Annotated in this window: 32 protein-coding genes; all 32 read right to left on the minus strand. The window is 41.2% G+C overall.

Going from position 1 to position 22,521, the window contains the following annotated elements; translation table 11 throughout:
• Positions 1–289 (minus strand): hypothetical protein (locus GY065_RS10200; RefSeq protein WP_174834013.1); only part of this gene is annotated, 289 nt, incomplete at its 3' end.
• A 137-nt stretch (positions 290–426) separates the two neighbouring features.
• Positions 427–627: a hypothetical protein gene (locus GY065_RS10205; RefSeq protein WP_174834033.1), complete on the minus strand. Its 201-nt coding sequence runs from the start codon at positions 625–627 to the stop codon at positions 427–429.
• Between the two features lie 26 nt (positions 628–653).
• Positions 654–1,103, minus strand: coding sequence for a DUF3037 domain-containing protein (locus GY065_RS10210; RefSeq protein WP_174834034.1), 450 nt, complete (start codon positions 1,101–1,103; stop codon positions 654–656).
• A gap of 71 nt (positions 1,104–1,174) precedes the next feature.
• On the minus strand, positions 1,175–1,909 hold the full coding sequence (locus tag GY065_RS10215; protein ID WP_174834035.1) for an antA/AntB antirepressor family protein: 735 nt from the start codon (positions 1,907–1,909) through the stop codon (positions 1,175–1,177).
• A 719-nt stretch (positions 1,910–2,628) separates the two neighbouring features.
• Positions 2,629–3,462 (minus strand): hypothetical protein, encoded by an 834-nt coding sequence (locus GY065_RS10220; RefSeq protein ID WP_174834036.1) that lies wholly within the window; start codon positions 3,460–3,462, stop codon positions 2,629–2,631.
• A gap of 49 nt (positions 3,463–3,511) precedes the next feature.
• The gene (locus GY065_RS10225; RefSeq protein ID WP_174834037.1) at positions 3,512–4,084 is read right to left on the minus strand and encodes a hypothetical protein; all 573 of its coding nucleotides are present in this window, start codon (positions 4,082–4,084) and stop codon (positions 3,512–3,514) included.
• 18 nt (positions 4,085–4,102) lie between these two features.
• Positions 4,103–5,113: a hypothetical protein gene (locus GY065_RS10230; RefSeq protein WP_174834038.1), complete on the minus strand. Its 1,011-nt coding sequence runs from the start codon at positions 5,111–5,113 to the stop codon at positions 4,103–4,105.
• Positions 5,110–5,658 carry a hypothetical protein gene (locus GY065_RS10235; RefSeq protein WP_174834039.1) on the minus strand — a complete coding sequence of 183 codons (549 nt, stop codon included), beginning with the start codon at positions 5,656–5,658 and terminating at the stop codon, positions 5,110–5,112. The genes GY065_RS10230 and GY065_RS10235 overlap by 4 nt, the downstream gene beginning before the upstream one ends.
• An 11-nt stretch (positions 5,659–5,669) precedes the next feature.
• A complete protein-coding gene (locus GY065_RS10240; protein WP_174834040.1) occupies positions 5,670–7,103 on the minus strand; it encodes a hypothetical protein in 1,434 nt (477 codons plus the stop codon).
• Position 7,104: 1 nt separating this feature from the next.
• On the minus strand, positions 7,105–9,240 hold the full coding sequence (locus tag GY065_RS10245) for a hypothetical protein (protein WP_174834041.1): 2,136 nt from the start codon (positions 9,238–9,240) through the stop codon (positions 7,105–7,107).
• Between the two features lie 2 nt (positions 9,241–9,242).
• A complete protein-coding gene (locus GY065_RS10250; RefSeq protein WP_174834042.1) occupies positions 9,243–9,821 on the minus strand; it encodes a hypothetical protein in 579 nt (192 codons plus the stop codon).
• Between the two features lie 2 nt (positions 9,822–9,823).
• Positions 9,824–10,072: a hypothetical protein gene (locus GY065_RS10255; protein ID WP_174834043.1), complete on the minus strand. Its 249-nt coding sequence runs from the start codon at positions 10,070–10,072 to the stop codon at positions 9,824–9,826.
• Positions 10,073–10,089: 17 nt separating this feature from the next.
• Positions 10,090–10,305 carry a hypothetical protein gene (locus tag GY065_RS10260; protein ID WP_174834044.1) on the minus strand — a complete coding sequence of 72 codons (216 nt, stop codon included), beginning with the start codon at positions 10,303–10,305 and terminating at the stop codon, positions 10,090–10,092.
• The gene (locus tag GY065_RS10265) at positions 10,305–10,652 is read right to left on the minus strand and encodes a hypothetical protein (RefSeq protein ID WP_174834045.1); all 348 of its coding nucleotides are present in this window, start codon (positions 10,650–10,652) and stop codon (positions 10,305–10,307) included. The genes GY065_RS10260 and GY065_RS10265 overlap by 1 nt, the downstream gene beginning before the upstream one ends.
• 43 nt (positions 10,653–10,695) lie before the next feature.
• Positions 10,696–11,238 carry a hypothetical protein gene (locus GY065_RS10270; protein ID WP_174834046.1) on the minus strand — a complete coding sequence of 181 codons (543 nt, stop codon included), beginning with the start codon at positions 11,236–11,238 and terminating at the stop codon, positions 10,696–10,698.
• Between the two features lie 2 nt (positions 11,239–11,240).
• Complete coding sequence (locus tag GY065_RS10275; protein ID WP_174834047.1) at positions 11,241–11,624, minus strand: phage tail terminator-like protein; 384 nt, start codon at positions 11,622–11,624, stop codon at positions 11,241–11,243.
• A gap of 2 nt (positions 11,625–11,626) precedes the next feature.
• Positions 11,627–12,082, minus strand: a complete 456-nt coding sequence (locus GY065_RS10280; RefSeq protein WP_174834048.1) for a hypothetical protein — start codon at positions 12,080–12,082, stop codon at positions 11,627–11,629.
• The gene (locus GY065_RS10285; RefSeq protein ID WP_174834049.1) at positions 12,079–12,435 is read right to left on the minus strand and encodes a hypothetical protein; all 357 of its coding nucleotides are present in this window, start codon (positions 12,433–12,435) and stop codon (positions 12,079–12,081) included. Before GY065_RS10285 ends, GY065_RS10280 begins: the two co-directional genes overlap by 4 nt.
• Position 12,436: 1 nt before the next feature.
• Entirely contained in the window at positions 12,437–12,847 is a 411-nt protein-coding gene (locus tag GY065_RS10290; protein WP_174834050.1) for a DnaT-like ssDNA-binding protein, read from the minus strand.
• Positions 12,828–13,205, minus strand: coding sequence for a hypothetical protein (locus tag GY065_RS10295; protein ID WP_174834051.1), 378 nt, complete (start codon positions 13,203–13,205; stop codon positions 12,828–12,830). Before GY065_RS10295 ends, GY065_RS10290 begins: the two co-directional genes overlap by 20 nt.
• Positions 13,206–13,221: 16 nt before the next feature.
• A complete protein-coding gene (locus GY065_RS10300) occupies positions 13,222–14,175 on the minus strand; it encodes a major capsid protein (protein WP_174834052.1) in 954 nt (317 codons plus the stop codon).
• Positions 14,176–14,189: 14 nt separating this feature from the next.
• On the minus strand, positions 14,190–14,936 hold the full coding sequence (locus GY065_RS10305) for a DUF6651 domain-containing protein (protein ID WP_202984081.1): 747 nt from the start codon (positions 14,934–14,936) through the stop codon (positions 14,190–14,192).
• Between the two features lie 58 nt (positions 14,937–14,994).
• The gene (locus tag GY065_RS10310; protein ID WP_174834053.1) at positions 14,995–15,948 is read right to left on the minus strand and encodes a hypothetical protein; all 954 of its coding nucleotides are present in this window, start codon (positions 15,946–15,948) and stop codon (positions 14,995–14,997) included.
• Entirely contained in the window at positions 15,920–17,326 is a 1,407-nt protein-coding gene (locus GY065_RS10315) for a DUF4055 domain-containing protein (RefSeq protein ID WP_174834054.1), read from the minus strand. Before GY065_RS10315 ends, GY065_RS10310 begins: the two co-directional genes overlap by 29 nt.
• 4 nt (positions 17,327–17,330) lie before the next feature.
• On the minus strand, positions 17,331–18,617 hold the full coding sequence (locus tag GY065_RS10320) for a terminase large subunit domain-containing protein (protein ID WP_174834055.1): 1,287 nt from the start codon (positions 18,615–18,617) through the stop codon (positions 17,331–17,333).
• Positions 18,592–19,053, minus strand: coding sequence for a helix-turn-helix domain-containing protein (locus tag GY065_RS10325; RefSeq protein WP_174834056.1), 462 nt, complete (start codon positions 19,051–19,053; stop codon positions 18,592–18,594). Before GY065_RS10325 ends, GY065_RS10320 begins: the two co-directional genes overlap by 26 nt.
• Before the next feature lie 146 nt (positions 19,054–19,199).
• Positions 19,200–19,664 carry a hypothetical protein gene (locus tag GY065_RS10330; RefSeq protein ID WP_174834057.1) on the minus strand — a complete coding sequence of 155 codons (465 nt, stop codon included), beginning with the start codon at positions 19,662–19,664 and terminating at the stop codon, positions 19,200–19,202.
• A 28-nt stretch (positions 19,665–19,692) separates the two neighbouring features.
• On the minus strand, positions 19,693–20,214 hold the full coding sequence (locus tag GY065_RS10335; RefSeq protein ID WP_174834058.1) for a hypothetical protein: 522 nt from the start codon (positions 20,212–20,214) through the stop codon (positions 19,693–19,695).
• 79 nt (positions 20,215–20,293) lie between these two features.
• Positions 20,294–21,139, minus strand: a complete 846-nt coding sequence (locus GY065_RS10340; RefSeq protein WP_174834059.1) for a hypothetical protein — start codon at positions 21,137–21,139, stop codon at positions 20,294–20,296.
• A gap of 266 nt (positions 21,140–21,405) precedes the next feature.
• Complete coding sequence (locus GY065_RS10345; RefSeq protein ID WP_174834060.1) at positions 21,406–21,921, minus strand: hypothetical protein; 516 nt, start codon at positions 21,919–21,921, stop codon at positions 21,406–21,408.
• Between the two features lie 18 nt (positions 21,922–21,939).
• Complete coding sequence (locus tag GY065_RS10350) at positions 21,940–22,218, minus strand: hypothetical protein (RefSeq protein WP_174834061.1); 279 nt, start codon at positions 22,216–22,218, stop codon at positions 21,940–21,942.
• A 9-nt stretch (positions 22,219–22,227) separates the two neighbouring features.
• Positions 22,228–22,521 carry a DUF1364 domain-containing protein gene (locus GY065_RS10355; protein ID WP_174834062.1) on the minus strand — a complete coding sequence of 98 codons (294 nt, stop codon included), beginning with the start codon at positions 22,519–22,521 and terminating at the stop codon, positions 22,228–22,230.

Below are 22,521 nucleotides of genomic sequence, written 5' to 3' on the forward strand. Positions count from 1 at the left end.
CCCTGAATCTCACGTATTGTGCAGACGCTTTGCTTACACTATCAGCACCTTTAGACAGAGAAACAGAGGCATTATCGACATAAGATACAAAGCTGCTTTGAGTTTGCGATAATTTTTTTACCTCTACTGAGGTGCTATTAAGTTTTTTTGCATAGCCCGCCACAGCCTGTACAATCTTGTCAAATTTGATCGTCAACTGTTCGGACAAATTTATGATGCGCGGCTGTTCGCTAATGAACTGCGCATCATCCAGACTGATTTTGGCGGTTAATTCAGCTATATCAGACATAGCAGACTCCAATAAAAAAAAGCAGCCCTTAGGCTGCAATAAAAAAGCCAGCGCATGGCTGGCTTGATTTAATTGATTTGAATTACTTTAAGCTGAATGAAATCTTTCACTTCTTTATGAGAATTATTATTCATAATTTATAATTTCAAATCCTTTATTGCAAGGTTGAAATCATCGCCTATTGTTTTCATATCATTCCGTAGGGATTCAGCATCCTCACTAAATCCATTCAACTGATTATTTGTACTAAATTTTTTATATGATTTAACTTGAGTTGTTGAAAATATGTCAAAGGCGGAACTTATACCGGCAATAAAAGCTTTAATCATCATTTTCATATCCATCTCCATATCAAATAATCAATTTAAAAACTTTTTTCAGCAAAACTATGTCCAATATAATAACCAAAAAGATGATTTAATTCTTTTTGCTCACTTAACCCTGTTGTGATGCCTATATCGCTTGTGCAAATAATTGCATCTCTGGGTCTAGCCAGATGATCTAGTAATGCTCGAAGATTTTCTGGTTTTTTATAGAAGTTTTTTTCTAAACTATATTTAATTCTATCTAACTCATCAGAAAAAGAAATCAATGCCTGTTTAAAAACACTAGCATCGAAATATCTAAAAAAACAACTTAAACGCTGGTATTCAATCTCTAATTTATAATCGAAAAAACCAGTGTTCGGGCAAATTAAAATAATTCCTACATTCGCAAATTCGCGAGTTTGGATGTGAGGCATAAAACGGATAACAGCAAAACGCATTGCTAGCATATTTATATCAGTCTTCATATTAACTTCTTTAAATTTCATGTCCAATACTTAAAAATAAAGCCAGTGCCTAGCTGGCTTTATTTTGTTACAGAATTAAATAATAAGCATTTTTAAATGCATCTGTTTTTATTTATACAGATGTAGTCTTTTAAACTTTTAACTTCGGCTATCTGATTATTCCTGACAACTAATAACCAGCGTCCGTTTTGATTGATACTGGGTAATACAGGCAGGTTATCGATTGGATTAACGACGCCACCTAAAAGTTCAATTGCCTCATCAAAATCTTTGGCTAAAATATCCTGATATCTATATACATTAAATCTAGTATAGAGTTTTTTATACACGGAATGAAATGTATTAGCGGTTTCGGCAACGTTATCTAGTACAGCCTGTCTAATCAAATATTGCTGCCGTTTATTCAATGTTGGATAGCGGCTGTCCGGTTTACTGTTCTGGTTACTGGTAACTATATTTTGCGTTCCAGCAAATCTTTCACGCTCACATTGAATAAAATATTTTCGCACCTGACGACCTACCTCAGTTTTTTCTACCATCGCCAGCTCTTTAGCCATGTCTAAAATTAGATGGTATTCAATTTTGTTTTGTCCGCCTCGTTTAGAATTATTCCCATTAGATGAGTTACTTAGATCGCTCGCCAAAATTGGCGAGCGAATAAAATCCACTCCATCTACAAAGCCATACTCTACAATTCTTCCCTTAATCCATGTTGAGAAGTCTCGACCAACCTGCAAAGCTTTGTGCAAATCACGCGCATTACAAAGGAGTTCAGTTTGGGTATTAAAACTGCCAGAAAAGACGGGGACTAAAAAAGAAGTGTTCATGATAGATTCCTTTTCAATTTTCTAAATTAACCCTAATGGGTGGCCAAGAGGTTAGAAAACCTGAAAAGTAAGGCTGGAATTATTCCCCTTGCGGGTCTTGTATTCTTCACCCTCTCGGCCATAAAGGAATCATATGTCAATTGGATTAGTAGACATTGATAGAATCATGGACACAAAAAATCACGATATCCGTCGTGATACGGCTTTTCAAGGTTTCTACACCTCTTAATTCAATATTGCCAAGTCTCAACCAGTTTGTCAATTAGAAGATTAAAGTAGTTGCTATCTTAAAGTTGAGAGATTTCCCTTACTACTTCTATCTACACCTCAATCATTTTGCTCCCCCATTTCGGGGAGCAAAATATAGTCTTATTGCTTGCCAAATTTGGCAAGCGAATATGATATTGATTTTAAAAATATATAATATTACTAAGTCTGCCTTTTCCTGAATTTCCCCCGATTTCGAGGAAATTAATATATAACCCTGATTTTCGACCAATCGATTATCTAATTGCGCTGATAATCTCAGGCAACCTCCACGCAATTATAATCATCAGAATAATTAACGTAGCCGTCCACATGGTTTTGCGTAATCCTTTGGGTGTGAAATTAATAGCTTTCATATACACTCCTTGAATAACAAAGCCCGCAAAGAATACGAATCTTTACGGGCATTTTTGCCATAAAATAGAATATAGAATATTTACATATAAGAAAATTTATTTATAAATTGTAATTTCCTCTTTCAATTTGCTTGCTTCTTCGTTTATTTCAAGATACTCCTTACTTGCTTCTAAATATTCGCTTTGTTCTGACTCCCAAGAAAATGAGTCTCTCTTTTCTTTAGCTTTTTTTTCCTTATTATGTAATTCTAACCACTTTTCAGCTTTTCCAAGTGCCGAATTAAGACTAGATTCTTGACATCCCCCACGCCATAGAGAACTATAATAGACTTCATCAGATTCATCGTCAGGCCTTTCATTGGGAATGATAACCGCCTCTTTTTTCTCTACCAGATAAACAAAGCGGTTTTTACCTCCATAACCCCCCGCAGTAGTTCTTGCATTAACCCCGCCACAGTAAACTACCGTCTTATCATTTTTAATTTTTCTAATATCATAAAATTTTGCTGATTCCGGATCTTTTAATAGATCTTTTACTGCGTTTTTAACCTCCAATCTCGGCATATAATATGTATAAGCTATACCTGATGCTACAGCCAAAACAATTAATATGAAAATGGCAGAATATACCCATAATTTACGGTTATTTTTTTGTTTGCCCCGAGTTTTTAAATTCCTTTTTTCAGGTTCAGGCTTAGCCTCAGGCTCTTTTGGTTTAGTTAACTCCTCTAACACCTCCGGATATTCAGCAAATAGCTGCGCATTGTATTTTTTGCGCGCCTCAGGATTTAACAGGGTATCTTTACAAAGCTTCAGATCTTCTAAAGATACTAATTGAAGCTGCGCCAACTGCCGCATTGCCTTTACTATCTCAGTCTCTGTTGCAGTTGGCGCAACTCCTAAAAGCGCATATAGATTCTTAAACCCCATTTACTTACCCTTTTGCTTTGCCGACAAAAGGTTACATTTTAATACAGTATTAGTAATCGGTGGTGTCCGTTGTGGTAATTGTTTTATTCAATTCCAGCCCGCGACAGGCATCTAATGTATCGTTGCGTGGCTCATATGAGTTATTGGTATCACGGATATAAACCGGTATGGCGACACCGCCCTGTAACTGTTTACCTAGATCAATACCTTCACCGCCTTTTGCGGTGTCCAGATCACTTTTGTTTAAAGCAAGCTTAATATCTGTATGCCGGAACATAGGACCCAGACACATGAATGTCGCTCTACCGATGCGGCCGCCTCCAACTTGCCACCATACAGGCTCGTCTGCGCTGCCCTTTCCTCCGGTAACACAGCGAAACATGATACCGGCAGGATTTACAATAATCTGATTAATAGAATAAACCTGATTAGGCTCCCATGGCGTAGCTGTATTAACCGGTGTAAGGGTTATCTGTTCATCTTCTGCCGGTGTCAGTGTTTCTTTAGGATTCGGGCTGCCAAAATACAGCAGCGTATCAATGCTGCCGGTACTGTTATAGTTATATGAAAGCGTCCAGGCGTCGTTTTCCATCTTTTTATCAGTGTATAACTTAAAAGCCATGATTCATTTACTCCGTTTTTAACCTATCGGATTTTGCGTACCTGAGCCGCCGATATCCACGCCGTTCCCATTACCGGTACCGCCGCCTCCTGTATTACCGCCGCCTCCTGTATTACCGCCGCCTCCTGTACTGCCGCCGCCGGGGAGACTGCCGCCAGTACTCGTAACAGAGGTATAGATTTTTGCGATTAGTCCGCCGCTGGGAGCATCTATTAAAATTTCGCCCTGATCCTCGCTGTCGTCGTATTCGTCCCCGTCAAAAATGGCAGCGAATCCCTCATAATCGAAACATGCGCTGTAAACGGTGGCTTTAGCAATCCCGCCCTGAAAAACCAACAATTCATGCTCATCCTCATTACAATAAACATCTGATTCAGTCATCATCCCGAACAGCCATAAATGACTGAATTCCTGTAACGGAGTGATATTAAGATTTGCTTTGCTTGTACGCATAGAATACGCACCGGCTAAGCCGTAGCCGGTTTCACTGCGGAAATTAAGCCCGATACTTGTCCATTTATCGTCTTTATTAATATAAAAACCGGTTTCGGTTTTTTTTAAGGAATCGTAATCGCCATTTTCTTTATAGTAATAAGTGACAAGCTGGTAATTCTGAACAGCAATAATCAGCATTTCGTCCTTGCCGTAAGAATCGCCTTTTTTGCCATACAGCACAGCCAGTATCATCGGGTATTCTTCAAAATGTCCCGGCTTAATGCGAATGGTCAGCGCATTACCAAACAATAGCGATTTTGAACTGCCGAAAATCTTGTCGTGATACGTCTCACCTGTATATTTATTGATCAGCAAGGCATTATCGTTGCCGTGAATCCGGTGACATAAATTCTTTAATTCAATTGCCCTTAGCGGATATTTGTTTTGTCCGGTGATTTCATCCAGGAAAACAGTTTTATCTTCGTATTGCTTGGCAGTGAATGGAAAATAGGCGGTTATCCGGACACCAGGCTTACCCAGCGGCTGCACATAATACCAGCCGTTATGTCTGAACACCTGAACTAATGTACTCATGATTGCACCCCTAATACGTCAGCGTTTAAAAATACCGGCAGTTCACCGGCCGGCAGTTCCAGCAGCATATTTTCCCCGTCCTGCATATTGCTGAAATAAACAGAATAATTCTTCGGCTTGTTAGAAAAATGCATTAAATTAATCTGCTGCGATTTACCCTCGCGGTAATCAATTTCAATGATGATTGCGGAATTTTCCGGATAGCGTTCGATTGTGCGGGTGGGTGCCGTATCACGGAAACTGCCGGCAGTAGCCGCACACAAAACCCGCGTACCGGCCGGCCACGCTGCCGGCTGCGTACCCTCTCTGCCGCCGCCGAGAATAAACAGGTCGCCGCGGTAGCCTTTGTAAACGTCGATAAGCTCAAACACTGTTGCGTCTTCGTTTTGCAGGGTCAGACGAATAAAAAAACTGCCGTCACTTATGGTCAGGGTATCAGTGAGCAATTGCATCGCCTGATCATCTAAAATCAAATAGGCTTTGTTTTTGTTTTCGTTCAGTCCTTCAACCAGTGTGGCACTAAAATTGTTTATATAGCATCGCATGTTACACTTTCTTATTTTTCGATAAGTATGTAGTCATCGTAACCAATCAGCCACGATTTACCCGCCGTTGCACTGGTTAATAAAAAACCGGCATTGCTTAAAGTCAGGCTGTACTGATTATCTTTGTTGTCCTGTAAATTCAGTCCGCTTAAATTATTAAGGTTATTCGGAAGTAATTCAGGATTAAGCGGGTGCAGAGGCATAAATTTGCCTGTTATCGGACTGAAGCGCATTTCAATGATCGCATCATCCGGCCAGATATCGACACTCCACAGATATTTATTGCCCTTAGGCTCAATCGTTCCCTGTAAGACGTAATCCGCCTCGGCGGTCGGGGTTTTGCCATCCTCTTTATAGCGCGGGCGGTAATACAGGGATACAGCCACATCCGCAAACTGTGTGCCTTTTTTCGCATCGTCATAACTGTTGATATACCATTCATTTAATGGCTGTAGTGTGCCGGTTTCCTGTAATTTCAGATTGCGTCTGGCAAGCAAATAAACTGCGCCATAGGTTAAATCATCGGCAAACCGCCAGCGGCTGTCGTAATCTTTGCTGTCCGGCGGATTTATACCCCAGTACCAGCTGCCGCCTGAATAATCAAATTTATCTCCGGTGGTATAAAACAGATTATCAGCATTGCTGACCCATTTACAAAATCCGTCCTGTTTCTTGGATAAATCGAGATTCAGATAACTGCTGAAATCATTAAGCATGTCAACTATTTGCGGCGGCCATACATAGGCTGTTTCCATAATGCAGGTATTGGTTTTGTGTTTGGACAGTCTCTGGGTAACATATTTACCGGTATACCCGTCTATATTGTTATTGAAATAACTGGCGATTTCGGTAACTGCCTTTTTATATTTATCCTTATTCTCCTCAATAAGCTGCTGATTAAGCGGTACGGTTGAGAAAAAAACCGGCGCATTTACTGCTGTCCGGTTTAAGATCTTAAGCTGTTTAATATTGCTGTCTAAAAAGCTCATAGTCGAATTGTCCGGCATGGTAAAAATGCCGTACACATCCAGATAGGTACTCCATTTGTTCCCCTGCAAAACCGGACTGTCTAAATCGCCTATCATGGTTTTCTGTCTGGTCGTCAGCTTCTCTTTGATCTGCAATTTGTACCAGATATATTCTGAGGACGTAGTTACGTTCTCACAGATAAAAGCAGACGGATCAAGAAATATCCGCACCTGACGACCCGTGTTGACATCAAAAAGCCCGTCAATAATACGGGCTGATTTAGCAGTAGGGGTGCCTTGATTATCAAACCGGAGCATGGCTGATGGCGGCGCGCAGATATCCGGTGCTTTTTCTGATGCCGGCATTTTTGCGACGCTTGAGCCACCAAGAACGCGCGGGCGGTTTGCTGGCTTTTCATTGCGGTTGTTTAATCCTAAAAGCTTTTTTAAATTCTCCTGCAATTGCCTGTTACTCATATCAATAACACCTCATAAACACGTCAATATTACCGTCCGGTACATCGACTTCAATACTTGTCTCCCCGGCATCGACTTCCGCTGTATCAGTACTTGCCTCTTCTATATCCGGCGTTTGAATACGAAAAGCATAACCGCGCTTGACCTTTTTATCGTGGTAGTAATAGCCCGTTTCTATACGTACATATCCCTGACATTCATACAGCTTGAACGGTGTTGAGCCGATAATTATTTCGCTGTGATTCGGGTCTTGCGGTTTTTCTTCTTCTCTATCTTCTGGGTTTATGTCCTCGTCCGGATCATTTTCGATAATTTGCTGACCATAGGGCACTACATAATCGTTTAATTTGATATAGGGCTTATAACTGGCTAAAGGCAACTTAGGGCGTGATGGCGGATTAGGAAATGCGGTTAGTTTCGAAGAGTTACTAAGCGGATTAACATAACAGGCTCCGGTTAACTCGGTTTCCCCCAGCAAAGAAAGGAAATTAAATTTATGCGTATAGCTTTTAACCTTTACATTGCCGGTAAATTTATCCGTATCGACAAAAATTGTATTATCTAAAGTAATCGCGGGCGCAAATTTGGCAATTAAACTCAGCTCATTATGCCGATGTGATTCCAGAATTTTTGTATATGCTGCCTGGTAAATAACCTGCATAGCACGGGCGAATTCATTCGGGATAACCTCATCGACATTAATGGTGTAATCGCCATTGGGTTGCCTTTCGCCTTTTGGCAGGAAATATTTTTTTTCATTTCCCCAGTTTCTGGCGAGTTTGCTTTTATCCGCATCATGCTTGATGGTGTAGCTTAATTTTTCGCTTTTAACTCCATGCAAACGGATTGATGCGGTATTTTTAATTACAATCGGGTACTTCTCATCCACTGCCTGTTTCCAGCGTCGCATGGCTCTCCAGTTTGCCCACATTGCATATAAATCACCTTTTGCTTTAGTTTTCGCGACCTGCACCACATTGACAATCGGGTTGCCGTTCGCATCTTTGCTGCCTGTGGGCTGATAATCATATTCATAATCTGCGGCACTAAAATAAATCGTGCCATACCAGCCGCTGGGCGGTGTTCCTTTTGTCTGGAAATTACCGACCAGCCACCCGCCACTGCTGGCGGCGCTGTAAATATCATCAAATTTAGGCGGCGGTCCCTCATGACGAACATTAACAACGTAATCTATGTCAGACTGAAAGCCACAATAATTGTAGCTATAATAATTTTCCCGGTGAAACAAGCGGTCGAACTGGTGATGTACTTCAATTTCAACCTGATTTATTAACGATGTAGCTCCGCCAAGTTTGAAGTTAAACTGCCGGTAATAACAGTCGCAATTTGATAACACCCAGTCCGGCTTGGTTTTTGGCTTCCATGGTGTTAATACAGCCTGCCCACGCGGATCAAAATCAAAAGAAGCAGGAATGGTGCTTAATCTGTCCGTAAGTTCGGCATTCAGTGAATCGTATTGATCTAACTCCCCAAAAACGCTTTCACACCAGTACCCTATTTTGCGTACAGTATCCGCCCCGAGTTTTTCGACTGCATTACTCCGGTCATTGCTGGCGGTTATTGTCCGCATCCGTTTCATAAAATCGATATCTGGAATATCAACAATGCCCGTAAATAGCGGGTAAGTGTATTTTTCGTTCTGGGCGTAAATGGTAATCAGCTGATTGTAGTAGAGATACATATCGACCTGACCGCAATCTTCCTTCAGGTACAGCGTCGCTTTTGCGGATTCGCCCTCTGAATAACTGATCTCACAACTGCGCAGCATTCTGCACGGGTCAAGCTCATCACCGTTAATATATACTTTAACCGCGTAATTTAAGCCTTCCATCCCTATAGACTGGGAGCCGTGCATCGGTGCAAAATCAGCATTTCCGATTACCGTCTGCGCTAAATCCAGCAGAATAGAATCAACCACGCTGTTGACTGTCTGCGCCAGATCCAGCCTTGTTTCCAATTCCTGAACACTGATAACAGTCTGAGCCAAATCCAGCAACATGCCGGATTCTTGCCGTGATTCTACTGTCTGCGCTAAAGCAAGCAATTCTACAGGCTCGTTTTTGCTCATGTGCTCAGTAGCCAGCACTGTACTGTTTAGTCCGGAATTATTTAACATGGCTATATGGGTCTTTTAGTCAGAATAACTTTATTAGTACCTATACTGATGCAAGGATCAGTGGTGTCACTGCGTAAATCATTAAATCTGTTTGTAACGCGTATATATATGGCTATAGGTGCGCCGCCACGCATGCTTTGCCCCAGACTAATGCTGCCGCCCGCATCCGCAATATCAAGCCCTGATCTGCTTAAAGCCATTTTTACATCGCTACAGACAAATTTAGCCCCGTAACTGATAAACTGAGCAGTTCCGGAACTGATAACCGCTGCCGGCTTGGTTTGCCATTCAGGCTCAGTATCCCCGCTGGTACCCGGAATGGTGCATTTATACATCTGCCCATTGGCAATAACAGGCTCGATAATATCGCCCACTTTGTAATACCTGGCTGATTCCCATTTTTCCAGCTTATTGATCGGCATCAGGGTAATCGGCTCGCTGGTAGCTGATGTCAGTATTTCATCAGCATCATTGCTGCCATAATACATAACAATATCAACTGAGCCAGTACCGTTATAAACAATAGGATAAGGACTGGTCACCTCGGTCGTCATTTCCGGATTTGCCCAAAATGTAAACATATTCACCATTTCCCGATTGGACAGTGTTGTGAAGAAAAACCGGCTTTTAACAGAATCACACAGCCGCATATACGGCAATTGTCTAATTTTGTAGCCGGTGTCCCAAGCGGAACGACTGAATGGAAGCGTCTTAACTCAATGCAGTTACCGCAAATTTCTAAATGCTGCCGATAATTTTCGGCATATTCATTCCATTTATCTTTAGCCCTGACAAAGGCACTTGCTGCCGGCTTTTTACCGCAACAACTCATATTATTTACCTTATAAATTAATTCATCCTTGCTTTAGCTAAGGCAGCGCGTTCTTTTGCCGGCAGATTTAAAATCTGTTCCCGCTCATATTCTATGCACCACTCTTCGTTTTGCGTTAGGTTGAAAGCAATCTGGTCTAAGATTTCACTTTCCGGCCAGCTCATTATTTCAAATAATGGTTTATGCAGCTCGCGCGACAATACTAATAGCATTCGGCGCACGGGCTGCTTCATTATTTTTTTGCCTGTTCTTCGACTTGTCCGTCGGATAGCATCGGAATATTGTTAATCGCACCGGCTATCGATAAAATCGTATTGGACGGCAGTTTCAGAACATCATCAACGCTGTTGAAAACTGGATTGTTATCATCATCCACAACTAAAGCATGGATAGCAAAAGCAGCCGCAAACATGTTGGTAGCGGTGCCATTTTGCCCTGAGTCAGCTTGCTCAAAATAATTAATCAAGTCTTTACCGTTCATTTCCTTTTTTACTTTGATGGTGCCTAGTCCATCAATTTCCACTTCTTTATATTCAGTGTTGTAAAGTTTAGTCCAATCAATTTTCTTTACTGGTTTCATTTATTTAGCTCCGGAAAAAAAGCCGCTTTTAAGCGGCTTGGGTTTATTTGGATTTTGAGGATTTACTAAGATTTTCAGATGTTTCAGGGGTTGCTGGCGTTTCCGGTGTATAGTTTTCTGTTGTCCATACAGCATCGGCAATTGTTGCTACATCAATTGAACCCTCAAGAATCTGACCTAGTTTACTTGCCCAGTTTGGATTTACTTTCTTCTGACAAAAATAGGTACAAACATCCGCATCGATATGCTCAGCATCAGCGTCGCAGTAAAATACTTTGATCTTAAACTTACTGTTAACTAATGCTTTCATGTATGCGGCTAAAGCCGGTTGTCGCGGATCAAAACGCTTAAGATTAATCGTAAGTGTTCCATTCTCTTTAGCACCGGCAATAGATGATTTATTACCGGTTGCAGCCTGACAGCAATCGGTAGTGTCATATTCATCTGTTTTACCATCTTTAAAATCTATCCCGTCATGACCACAAAGCTGTACCCCTTTTTCTTCATAGTCATTTTTCTGCGAATTAAAAAAATAAAACATTATCGGTAGTCCGCCTGTCGGGATTTCCCTTGCTAATGTCGCCATATTTACTCCGTAAATGCTCGATAGCTGACACTTACATTGATCACGTAATGAGTTGCCGTCAGTATTCCCTGCGAGCAGCTCACTGTAGATGTATGTAATCCGTCAAATCGTTTATTAAAGAAAAAACTATGCAGTTCATCTGCATAGTTTTCAGCCATTGCTCTACCTGTTCCCGCCGGCGTATAAATGTTGATACTAAAAATGCCACTGTAAATTTCAGTGGCATCGAATGTGTCGATAACGGTCGGTTTAGGCAGGTTTTTAGCCATAAAAAAAGCCCCTGACGGTGGTGTCGCAGGGGATTGGTTGTCGTAGTAGACAGGTGGTGCGTTGGGTAAGGCGGCAAGCCGTTGCTCCAGCGCGTTACTGATATGGTTGAATAGCATTATTATTCGTCTTTCTTTGCCTCAGCAATTCGTTGTACCGTCTGTTGCCATCCGGCAACTGTAAGACGGAAAAAGCCCTGCGGTGCCTGAGTAGAGTAACCGTTAACCGTTTTGCCTGTCGGAACTTTGGGCGGGTTAGGATATAGCCCGTACTCCAGCACGCGGATATAGGGCAAATTGCTGAACAAATAATAATAGGCAGGACGGGATTTACCGCTTTTCAGGCGCGACAGCAATTGTCTGGCTTCCGCTAAATTGCCCTGGCTGGTGTCTTTGGTTGTTTTGCCGCTGCACTGATCCGCTTCAACAAACCAGTTAGATTTAGCCTGCCCTGTATCCTCAGGTGTGGCATCAACTATTTGCTGCTGCAAATCCAGTACAGCTTCTGAAACGATATTATCAGCCTTATTGCGCGCCTTATTCAGCATTGCTTCTATTTGAGAAGCAAAGGTATTCATTGCCGCACTTGCAATTTATAAATCACATCAATATTGGCAGGGCTTACACGTTCAATACTGATTAAACGCATTTCCATATCGTTAACCAGTACGCTATCGCCGATAACGGGTGTGGTTGCTATGTTTTCCAACAATACCACCATATCACCAGTTAAAATGCGCGTACCGTCAATTTCATTGTTGCTGTAATGAAAAGCGCAGCCATAGCCGGTATAAGTCTCTATTGTCTGCTGATTACTGCCTGTTGCAGGGTTATACTGCTCATCAGTCTTTCGCGTGATAGTAATAAGCTGTCCGAACTCTTTTAACAGATCAGTAGCAATAATCCCAAGTTCTTTATAATCAAAAGCCATATTACCCCCGATATACCGGTATCTGGTTAAAGCTGCTTTTAATATACGGTGCAAGTAATGCATCTACATACTCAAAGCGCAGGCCATTACTGTCACTATACGTAACTGAGATATCAGCCACTGTTACTGCCCGCCGTTTTTGTTCACCGTTATCAAACAGCCCGTTTTTTAACGCCAGCTCACAAACGGCTTTATATACCGGCTCAATAACAGCCTCGTCTCCTGCCCGCATCTTCCGATTCAGGTCATTACGCAACTGATAACAGGCATCTACGTAATCCGAAGCAGCAACAAGCCGCAATTCCTTTTGGCTTGTCTCCAGTGCCGCCCATTCCGCCTGCGACGGGCGAATAGAATGATAAGCGTCCGCCCGCTCTATGCTGACATAGCTATCACTCGGTACCCTGATCATTCTGCTCACCATCGCCCGCATTTTGCGATTGCGTATGCTGCTGATACAAAGCTAACAGTTCGGCTTTCTTGGCTGCCGGCGGTATTTCCACACCCAGTTTCAGTAAGGCTTCGTTCAGCTCTTTAACCGTATTGGGCGTACTGTTTCCCTCTGCATCCTTGCTGGTATCACTTACAGCTTCCTCCTGCCTTACAAATTGTTTGTATGGCTCCGGTACTTCTCCGGCTGCTTCGTCGCATAGCTCAATTGCATCAGAAGAATGGTACGCTTTGGGATCACGGATTAAATAACCCTGCTGCTTCAGTCTTGTTACATTTTCCGCTGATAAATCTGTAGTGAAATATAATTTTATAGACACGTTCAATGCTCCTCTATCAATATTCAGGCTCTGCTTGAAGAATAACGCCGGCAGTATCTTTAATACTGCTTGCAGTTTTCAACCAGTTAATTCCAGTACCTATTGCTGTATCGGTAGGTGAGGCACCGCCATTTTTTATATCCCATGCATAACCTTTTAGAGTTAAGTTATATGACCATTCAGCCTGATAGTTATATCCAATATTTTCTTTACCTAACTCAGGGATAATTTCAGAATTAAAATCAGCATTCTGGCTAATCTTGATGGCATTTTCCACTAACCCTACTGCAAAATATTTTTGTGCAGTTTTACCCTGCATTTCGATTAAGCTAGGGCAATCAGTAATAATAAATGTACGACCATACGGGTCTTTTAGAATATTAACTGTTTCATAAGAAAATAAATGATAGTTATTTTGCAAGGCATAATTGATTAACTGATTAGAAAAACCAGAATGCACTACCCATGCCTTAATGGCAGAGGCACGGTCACCAAAAGCTGCTGCCGCATTTACTAATCCCTGTATATCTGGCGAACTCTCGCAAAAAACATCCTCCTGCACTTTAAGCGCAGCTGAAAGCCCAAGCAGACCGGTATTAAGCATATCTCCGAGTACACCTTTACTGAGCTGTTCTGCGATTATGGTTGATGCCAGCTCCGGGCTTTGCTGCGTCCACAGATATTCTTGTTTTGTCCATTCCAGAGTTGGTGTGCCTACACCCACTTTAACGCCAACATTTTGAATCTGTGATAGTCTTTTTCGTTCGATGTTATCGCTGCTATAGGCGTTACGCCGGCGGGTAATTCCATTAATTGAGGCAAAACTGGCTTTAATATCAAAATTACCCTTAGTTGGCTGTACTTCTATTTTAATTGTTCCTTTTGATGCTTCATTAAATTTATCTACGTCCTGCGCCAGATATTCTGTTAAAGCTAAAGACGTATACGTATCAAAAACTTTTACATCCATAATAAAATCCTTTATCAATTAAGTTTAGACTGCATGTAGGCAATTTTTTGCTCGTCTGTCTTACAATCTGCCAGTGAGGCAGGTAGCCCGCTTATATTTGTCTGTGCAGAAGAAGTACCTGCACCGGTTGCCTGATTGCTGCGCAAAATACTGTCTTTGTTTTTGTAATTGCCCACCAGAATTTCCAGAGCCTCATCAAAAGCGGCGGGTTCGCCCGGGTTGATCTGGCTGTAAATCTCATTGCCGCTGTTATCTTTAGCAATAATCCTGCCGTCACCTGCCACGGTAAAATTTCTGCCGAAAGCTGCCTGAGCAATATCAGCAGGGATAGCGAGACTGTCTTTAATGAAATTTGAACGGGCAAAGCTGCCGCCTATCTTTTCATCGTAGAGTTGCTGCTTTATTGTTTCTATTGCCTTATTTGCTTCCTCAAGCTTGGCATTCGCCGCCTTGTTTATTTCTGCCTTAACTCGCTCCACCTCACCAGCATCAATCAGTTTTTTGCTATCAAGGTTATTACACGTTTCGATAGCTTTTCGCGCAGCTTCCGGGTCTTCAATGCCATCAAACTGCCTGAGCTTTTTTTCGGCTGCCTCTTTGGCTTCTCTGTGGGTTTTGGCTTCGTTGCAAAGCTCTTTGATTTTGTTGTTAGCTTGATTTATATCGTAGGGTATTTCCTTTCCGTCTTCGTTTACGCATACCGGCTTTCCGTCTTGCACAACGACATGACCGGCGTCATCAAGTTTTAATTGCAGAGGCATTTCATCTCCTGTTCACATAAAAAAAGACCGCCGAAGCGGTCGTTAAATAAAAAAATGATTAGTGATACTTTTCTTTTAATTCTGTAAGGGTCATCGGTTGCAAACCACCATTTTTAACAATGTCTGCGATGGTTACCTCGCCGGATTTCAGCATTTTGCCGATTCCCTTGCCGAATTGTTCCTGCAACTGAGCCAGAGAGCGGGAATTAATCCATTTTTCGTTTGTCATTCCGTCGGATTCTGCCTGCAAATCGGTTAACGGCAGCACAATGCTGCGACACCGGCAATGCAAAGGCGGAAGCTGAAAAATCTGATCATGCCCGATAGGCTGTTTATCTTTGTCCCATATTAAATGGTTACGACTAAAACAAATTGCTGATGTCCTTTCGTCAATTATTGAATAATGCTGCCATCCTTTCACCTTGCTATTAATACGACCAAAGACATAAATAATCTGATTCCTGATTGCTCCGGTCGCTGTAGGTACGGTCGCCTTAATCCAGTTATTGGTCTTTTTGAAAATACCAGCCAGCTCAGGTATCACCCCATCGACTGCACCTGTTCTGATCTGGCGTTTAACTGCATTGAATAATTGCGCTTCCTGTACGGCAAATGTTTCTTTTAAGGTTAGCCCGCCTAATAAAATACCAGCCGTAAGGCTGGTTATCTGCGCATCTGAGAGATGTTTAATTCCGCTGTTGCCATCCGTAGCCGATATAAACAAACGTGGCAGATAGCGTGCTTCATTGTCGCCTATGTCGTTTATCGTCTGCTGTATTTGTTCTTCACAACTGCTGTAAAAATCATCAATAGCCAGTTCGATTTGTTTCAGCAACTGCTTTAACTGCGTTTTATTCAGTGCAGTTAAATCGACACCAGCAATCAGGGCTTCAATATTTTTCTCTAACTGCCCAATCTGCCTCTGTAAATCATTTTCTAACCCTATTTCCACGCGGATAGTATCAAGCTGGCGTTTTATCAGATCATTTGCTATCTGTTGGTCGGTTGTCATCGCTAAAATCCATTAGAGGCACGTTTATAGCGTCCTGTTCAGCTTCTAGACGCTTCTTTTCCTCTTCCCATTCCGCCTGATTGGAAATAACCCCGCGCCGCTTAGCCTCTTCAAAAACGGTCTGCTTGCTCACGATATCATTGGTGTTTAATGTGATAACCACATTCATGCCCTCAACGGTATCATCTGCTTCTAAATTACCGCTAATTTCAACGTGGCTCTGTTCGTTACTGCTTAGCCACCCAGACATCATATCTAATGCGCTGTCTATCGCGCTTTCAAATAAATTTGCATAATGGCGCAGCAGGCTGATTTCTTTGCTTTGTTCCTCTTTTGCTTGCGAATCAGTCATAGCCAGTTTGGTACGGGTCAGCAGTTTAGCACCGGCAACTCTCATATCAGATTCAATCCGGTCTAACCCTGTCCAGCCTGCTTCAGCAGCGCGCCCGCTATGCTCAATATAGCCTATCTGTTCATCTGTGCCTAATTGCAGCATGGTACCAACGCCTGAGGTGAGTTCGGATACCTCACGGTCACCTGAATAATACATGAGCGGTACGCTGATAAAGTGCAACAGATAATCCTGATCACTGCGCGCCTGCCAATGGCGTATATTTAACTCAGCCAGGTTTTCTAAAACCGGTTTACCGGCAAAAAAATCTATACGCTCTGGTGTGAAAGCAACCACCGGTACATAATCCAGCGGCTTGCCGCCTATTCTCAGCTCTTTTTCAGAATGCAGTGTCCAGCCGTTTTCCCCGTTCCGGTACACGGTAACTTTGCCCGGTGTCATAACGGTAATTTGCTCAGTTATTTTCTCGCCGAAAGCACCATCAGGTTCTAATACAGCCGACCGGTAACGGAACTGTGTACATACCTCTATGTTCTGTCTGATTTCACTACGCCAGCCTAATACGCTATTAAAGGGTACATGCGTGACATATGGCCGCAATCCTAGCCGCTTAATGTCAGCGATGGTGTTATTGCCATCCGCGGGGGGATAGTCGATAACTACATAGCTGGCACCATGTGCCATTGCGTCATAAAACCATTTTGAGCAAAACACATCAATATTGTTATTTTTCAGATCAAAGTTTGTTAAATACTCTTTCAGGCTATCGGCTACTTTTTCGATAATCAGCGGCTTGGCAAATGTTCTGCCTACCATCTGCGCTACTGTTTGTTCGTAAGCCGGATATAACACAGACATTTTTAAACGCCGCTTATATTTTTCGGCACTTTCGGCTTCTTCTTTAGGCAAAAACCTTGCACCGGCATGACGCATCGCCTGGGTGCCGCCTAATAAAGCGTTAATCTTTTCATTAATGCCGTGCATATGCCGGACTATTCCGGACTTAAAATCTGGGCTGTTACTCATATAACTATATCCTGAGATCATGCCGGCCATGTGCCGGTTTCTGTATTGGGTATAAATACGCAATCGGGTACGTGCCGGCATCTATCACGTGATCGATACCGCTGGATTTATCAGGCGCACCGTTTTTGTCATATGCCTGCTGCTCTAACGCCTCTGTAAAACGCGGGCATTTTTGCGGATTAACAAACATGCGCCTTTCTTTGTTTGCATTCAGCAGCATGGCATTAGTCGCATTAATCCGGTCTTTAACGGCTGGGTTAGATTTCCCGACCTTGACAGAGAACCCGGCTTTTTTGATTATCGATAAATCAGACTTTGAATAATCTTTGCTGCTGGTGTTCTGTCCGCTGGCGTCCGGGTAAATATCAATCTTATGGTCGGGATACTTCGCTTTAATCAAATTGCACATTTCCGGCGTGTCCCGCACGTTGACCAGTTCATCAACTGCATACGGAATCCCATTGCGCAAAACGTAAACAACCGAAGCCATTTTCAGTACGTTAAAGTCCATGCCTATATGCAGCCGCTCACCCTCTTTTATCGTGGCTGTAGTACTGTTTGCCTCTCTGTCAAAGCAGTTATAAACCGCACCTGATGTTAAATTGACGAATTGCCCGTTTAAATACGCTTTGATTAGTTCAGGGGGATAACTGGCATATAGCGAGGAAATATAATCATCAGGCAGATTGGCAACGTTATCAAAAGTGCTTGCCTGTATTAATCCGTAGAACTGCGCCAGCTCCGGCTTTTCTCTGATATCTTTAACAAACCGCTCATAAACAAAGCGGAAACCCTCTGGTGTTGTGGTTACATCTATGCCATTTGTTAAGCCGGGGATCTTATAACGCAGACGGGCGATTGTTTTATTCCAGATCTGGAGGGCTTTTTCTTTTTTAAGCGTATCCAGCTCATCAACTAAAGCATGGCCAATTTTAAAGCCGACAATGGTATCGGGCTTATCCATTGAGCGGCATATTGTTGTGCCGCGATAGATGTTGGTCCCCGCTTCATAAAAATCGACCTCTTTATTAGCGTACTTAATATCAGCCCTGAGCCCCCATTGAAACGCCACCTCTTCTATAGTAGGAAAAAAAATATCTCTTATCTGCGGGTATGTCGGAGCAAAATAACCCTGGTTAACTTTAGGGAACTGCCAGAAACGCGCGCACATTGCAGATCCGCCAACCCATGTTTTTCCTCCGCCAAAACCTGAAACAAATGCCCTGAATTTTTTATTTAGGTTATAGAATCTGGATTGAGGAGTATTAAGTATCGGTGTGATCGTTGTCATTATTTGCTCTTGCGTCCACGGTCTGCACGATAATTTGCACCGGTACCGCCTCCTGTGCTGGATTTTCGACTGTGGGCTTATCTCGCCATAGTTCAGGCTGTCTGTTCTTTAACCAGAATATCTGGGCGGTAGTATCAGGCGGGATGTGTTTCTTAGTTACGCGCTTAACCTTTTTCTTACCATCATCGCGCACCTCCACTTCCGTTACTTCCATGCCCGTAGCTCTGTTATATAGCGAATCAACGACCTGGGCATCTGCTACAACTTTCCCCTTTTTTATGGACATGCAAAATTCAGGGTATTTCTGCTTCCATCTTGTTATCGTGCTTTCGTTTACATCAAAAAAATCGGCTAGCTGCTTATCAGTAAAACCCAACAGACACAGTTTGCGTGCCTGTTCGGCATACTCTTGCCTGTAGCCTGTTGGTCTTGCCATGTTATGCCTTCTCTATTTACTCATACGCGTTAATTTGTTTTACATCCTGATACACTACCACTAAATTTTTACTACCTGTCATAAACTACTACTTAACCCTGAAAATACAACACCAACAAAAAACGGACTGAATATTATTCAGCCCGTCATACAACCTGTTCTCTCTTTATTATTGTAGTATCATAATATTCTATAATTTTCGTATTATGTATTAAAGAATGGATAGTTTTTACCGTGGACGGCCTCTCAATTATCTTAATTAACAAATTTTCTAATTCTGTTTTATTGTCTATTTTTTCCACTAATTGCGCATTATTGTCCGTCATATATGAAGCCATAACCGGATAACCGCCGTTTGTTGTAGTAAAAGTTATCAGCGTAACTATAGCGTCATTTATTGTATTTTTTACCTTAATGCAAAAATGCTCCCGATATTCAGGCATTAAACCATGATGCGCCGGCACTACAATAGATATATTCAAGTGGTAATCATCTAGAATACTTTGTATATCGATAATAAATTTCTCAATTATTGATATTATTTCTTTGTATTCTTCTTTTTTTAAAGCTTCAAAAAAGGCTTTTCTGTAATCTACAAGATTATTATTCATTACATACTCCAATAACAAGCCTACACGCTTAATTGTTACGTTTCCATGCCCGTAACTCAGAGGCTACCTGCTTATTTGTTATCATCTCATTTAGTACACGCTCTAAATCTGATTTATTAAAGATAAGTCGCGGGAGTTTCCCCTCGCATTGTGCTAACAATGGATAACCAGTTTCATAAGATTTTAAGTCAATTAACTTTATACGTTCGCACAATAGATTATCTAGTGGTATGGTAATGCTTATCGAAATATCTTCCAGAATATAGGGATACCCTACAGTTCTGATTAGGACTCCGGTTTCCTTAATTTTCTCAGCACAAAAATAATAAAGAACGTCACTAATCTCTTTAACTTCAGCATATTTTCTATTAATTAATTCTTGAATTCTTTTCCACTCAAAACTATCGCCCTCGATAGTTCCGGCTTCTTTAAAAATATTTGCGATATGATTCAAAGCAAATTCCCACAGAAATTTAAATTGCTTTGTCTTATCTGAATTATCAGATAGTCCAGTACTAGAGTCTTTCAGGGCTGTATTAAGTTCTGTCATATCTATCTCCAATAAAAAAGCCCTCGCGCGCGCGTTAGGCTTGTCTCTTTTTGCCGGTTAATATACATACACCAGCAGGTTAAAACTTATAAATCATATTATCTCTGTAAAAACCAACATTGTTTAACGGTGCTGAAATTGATGTATATTTATAGTTTAAAAATCGTTCGTCATTACGTTTAATCTGATAATCAAAATAATCCAATATTTCACTGCGATAGTTTGAGAACATAATAAATGGCGGGCGTATTAATTCCATTAGTTTTATAAAGCTAACCAATCCAAAATCCTTAGTCTTACGGTAGCTTATTTGTTCAGAAAACAAATACGGCGGATCTAGTATCAATAATGTTTTTTCATTGTTGACATATTCGGGTAACAATTCATCAAATGACTTTGATACTACTTCAACACCCGTTAAATAATCCTTTGCATCCGGATAATCACTTTTACGTAGCCTGTTATATAAAACAGGTTGTGTGTAAATTTGATTCAAACTTTCTGCTTGATTTCCGGAAAACAATAGCCAAGCCCAAACACAATCAATATCAATAAATCCATCAAAATTTTTGATTGTTTCAATAACTAAAAAATGCGTTTTTGGATCTATTTTGTTTTTTATAGGGATTCCTTTTAAAACCTCTGCAAGTTGTTGCCTTAATCTGTTTGTATCATCAATATGTTTCAACCGCTGCGCATAATTATCAAAGTCGTTATAAATCACTTTTGCGTGTGGTTTTAACCGCTTTGCTTGGTGTGATAAAAGGCCTGAGCCACCAAACACATCGACTATTGTCCACTCATCACCTAATCCTTGAATATTGTCATTTAATACCTCACAAAATGACTTAATAAAATATCTTTTCTGCCCAATAAAAGGCAATGGTGCCTGTTTGAATATCTTTGCTACTGAACTGCTAACCATAATTACCGCTTATCCCAATTAAAAGGCAACAAAAAAGCGGATTAGCTATTAGCCAACCCGCTATAAATAAATATCATATGTAATATAAGTAATTTTATACTTAACCCAATAAAAAACCAGCCTTTTTGGCTGGTTAATATGGTATTAAATCTCGCGAATAAAATTTATATTTCTTTATCTTATGTCTTATCCGAATAATAGCAAAATGATAAATTATTTCCCCGCTTTTTTCAAGCAAAATCAGGCTTAAATTAATATATTTACATTTATTTACTTAAAAGCTCTTCCATGTCGATTTCAAGCTTTGTTATACAGTCGTTGTATAACCTATTAACCTGTTTTCTAACTTTAGCCATCTTTCTAAATAATCTGCCTTTACTCCAATTAAACCTATCTTGAATATCTATTTGTCGCATCTTTCTTTGTTTAAGCATGCTTTTAGTCAAGAAAAGGTGTTCTAGTAATGCGTCGCACTCAAGCAGGGTTAATCCACTTGTATTACTAGTTATAAAATTAGTTAAATCTATAATGCCAGATAAATCATTCCCATAATGAGCATTTAATAGGCTCCATTCGACATTATTTAGGATTAATTTTGCCCGACTTAAAATTATAACGCTATTAGCATGATTATCATGCTGGCTTAAACCCAATTCACTTCTATCTACTACGCCTCTGGATTTAATCCATTCCTCAATGCGCGCTGAATTACTTTTACCCATGATTAGTGTATTTTTTATGAAAAACACTTCACACAGCATGTGATCTATTGATGTATACATGTTTTCTCCATGGCCGGCTTAACTTGCATCTGCATCTTTCTCTACGAAAAACGTTACTGGCTTTTTTAATTCTTTTATTCCGCATATAGGATTAACCCATACAGGCTGCTTTGAATACTGAGCCTTTAATGCATACAGAGGTACGATCAGGCTGTTAAATATTACGATAGCAATATCCAGCAGCCATGAAAGGTAATATCTATGGTGTATTTCCGGATTTTCAAAATTTGGATTGATGTATATAGGGCAAAACAAAAACCAGCCAGTGTGCGTAAAGTCAACTCTTTCAAATTCCATTTTTCTACCTCAGTTTATTTGTATCAGATTATTTGCATTCAATAGCAGTTGCGTCCTCAGTACGCCTTCTGCGTGGTACAGGTTCGCGGTTTCTACATCCAGTATCGTTGTTCTTCTATCCGCCTCATCATGGCAGGCACTGCATGCATACGCGCCTAATAGATCACTAGGTTTAATTCCGGTACCGCAACTACCTGCTAGCCTGTAATGAGCGAAAACCACTGTTTCAGGATTACCGTTACAAATACCGGGCATGCGTACCTGACATTGCTGCCCTCGTGCTGATCGGGTTATTTTGCTCAT

The organism is Snodgrassella sp. ESL0323 (assembly GCF_013346865.1).
GTDB classification, from domain to species: Bacteria; Pseudomonadota; Gammaproteobacteria; order Burkholderiales; family Neisseriaceae; genus Snodgrassella; species Snodgrassella alvi.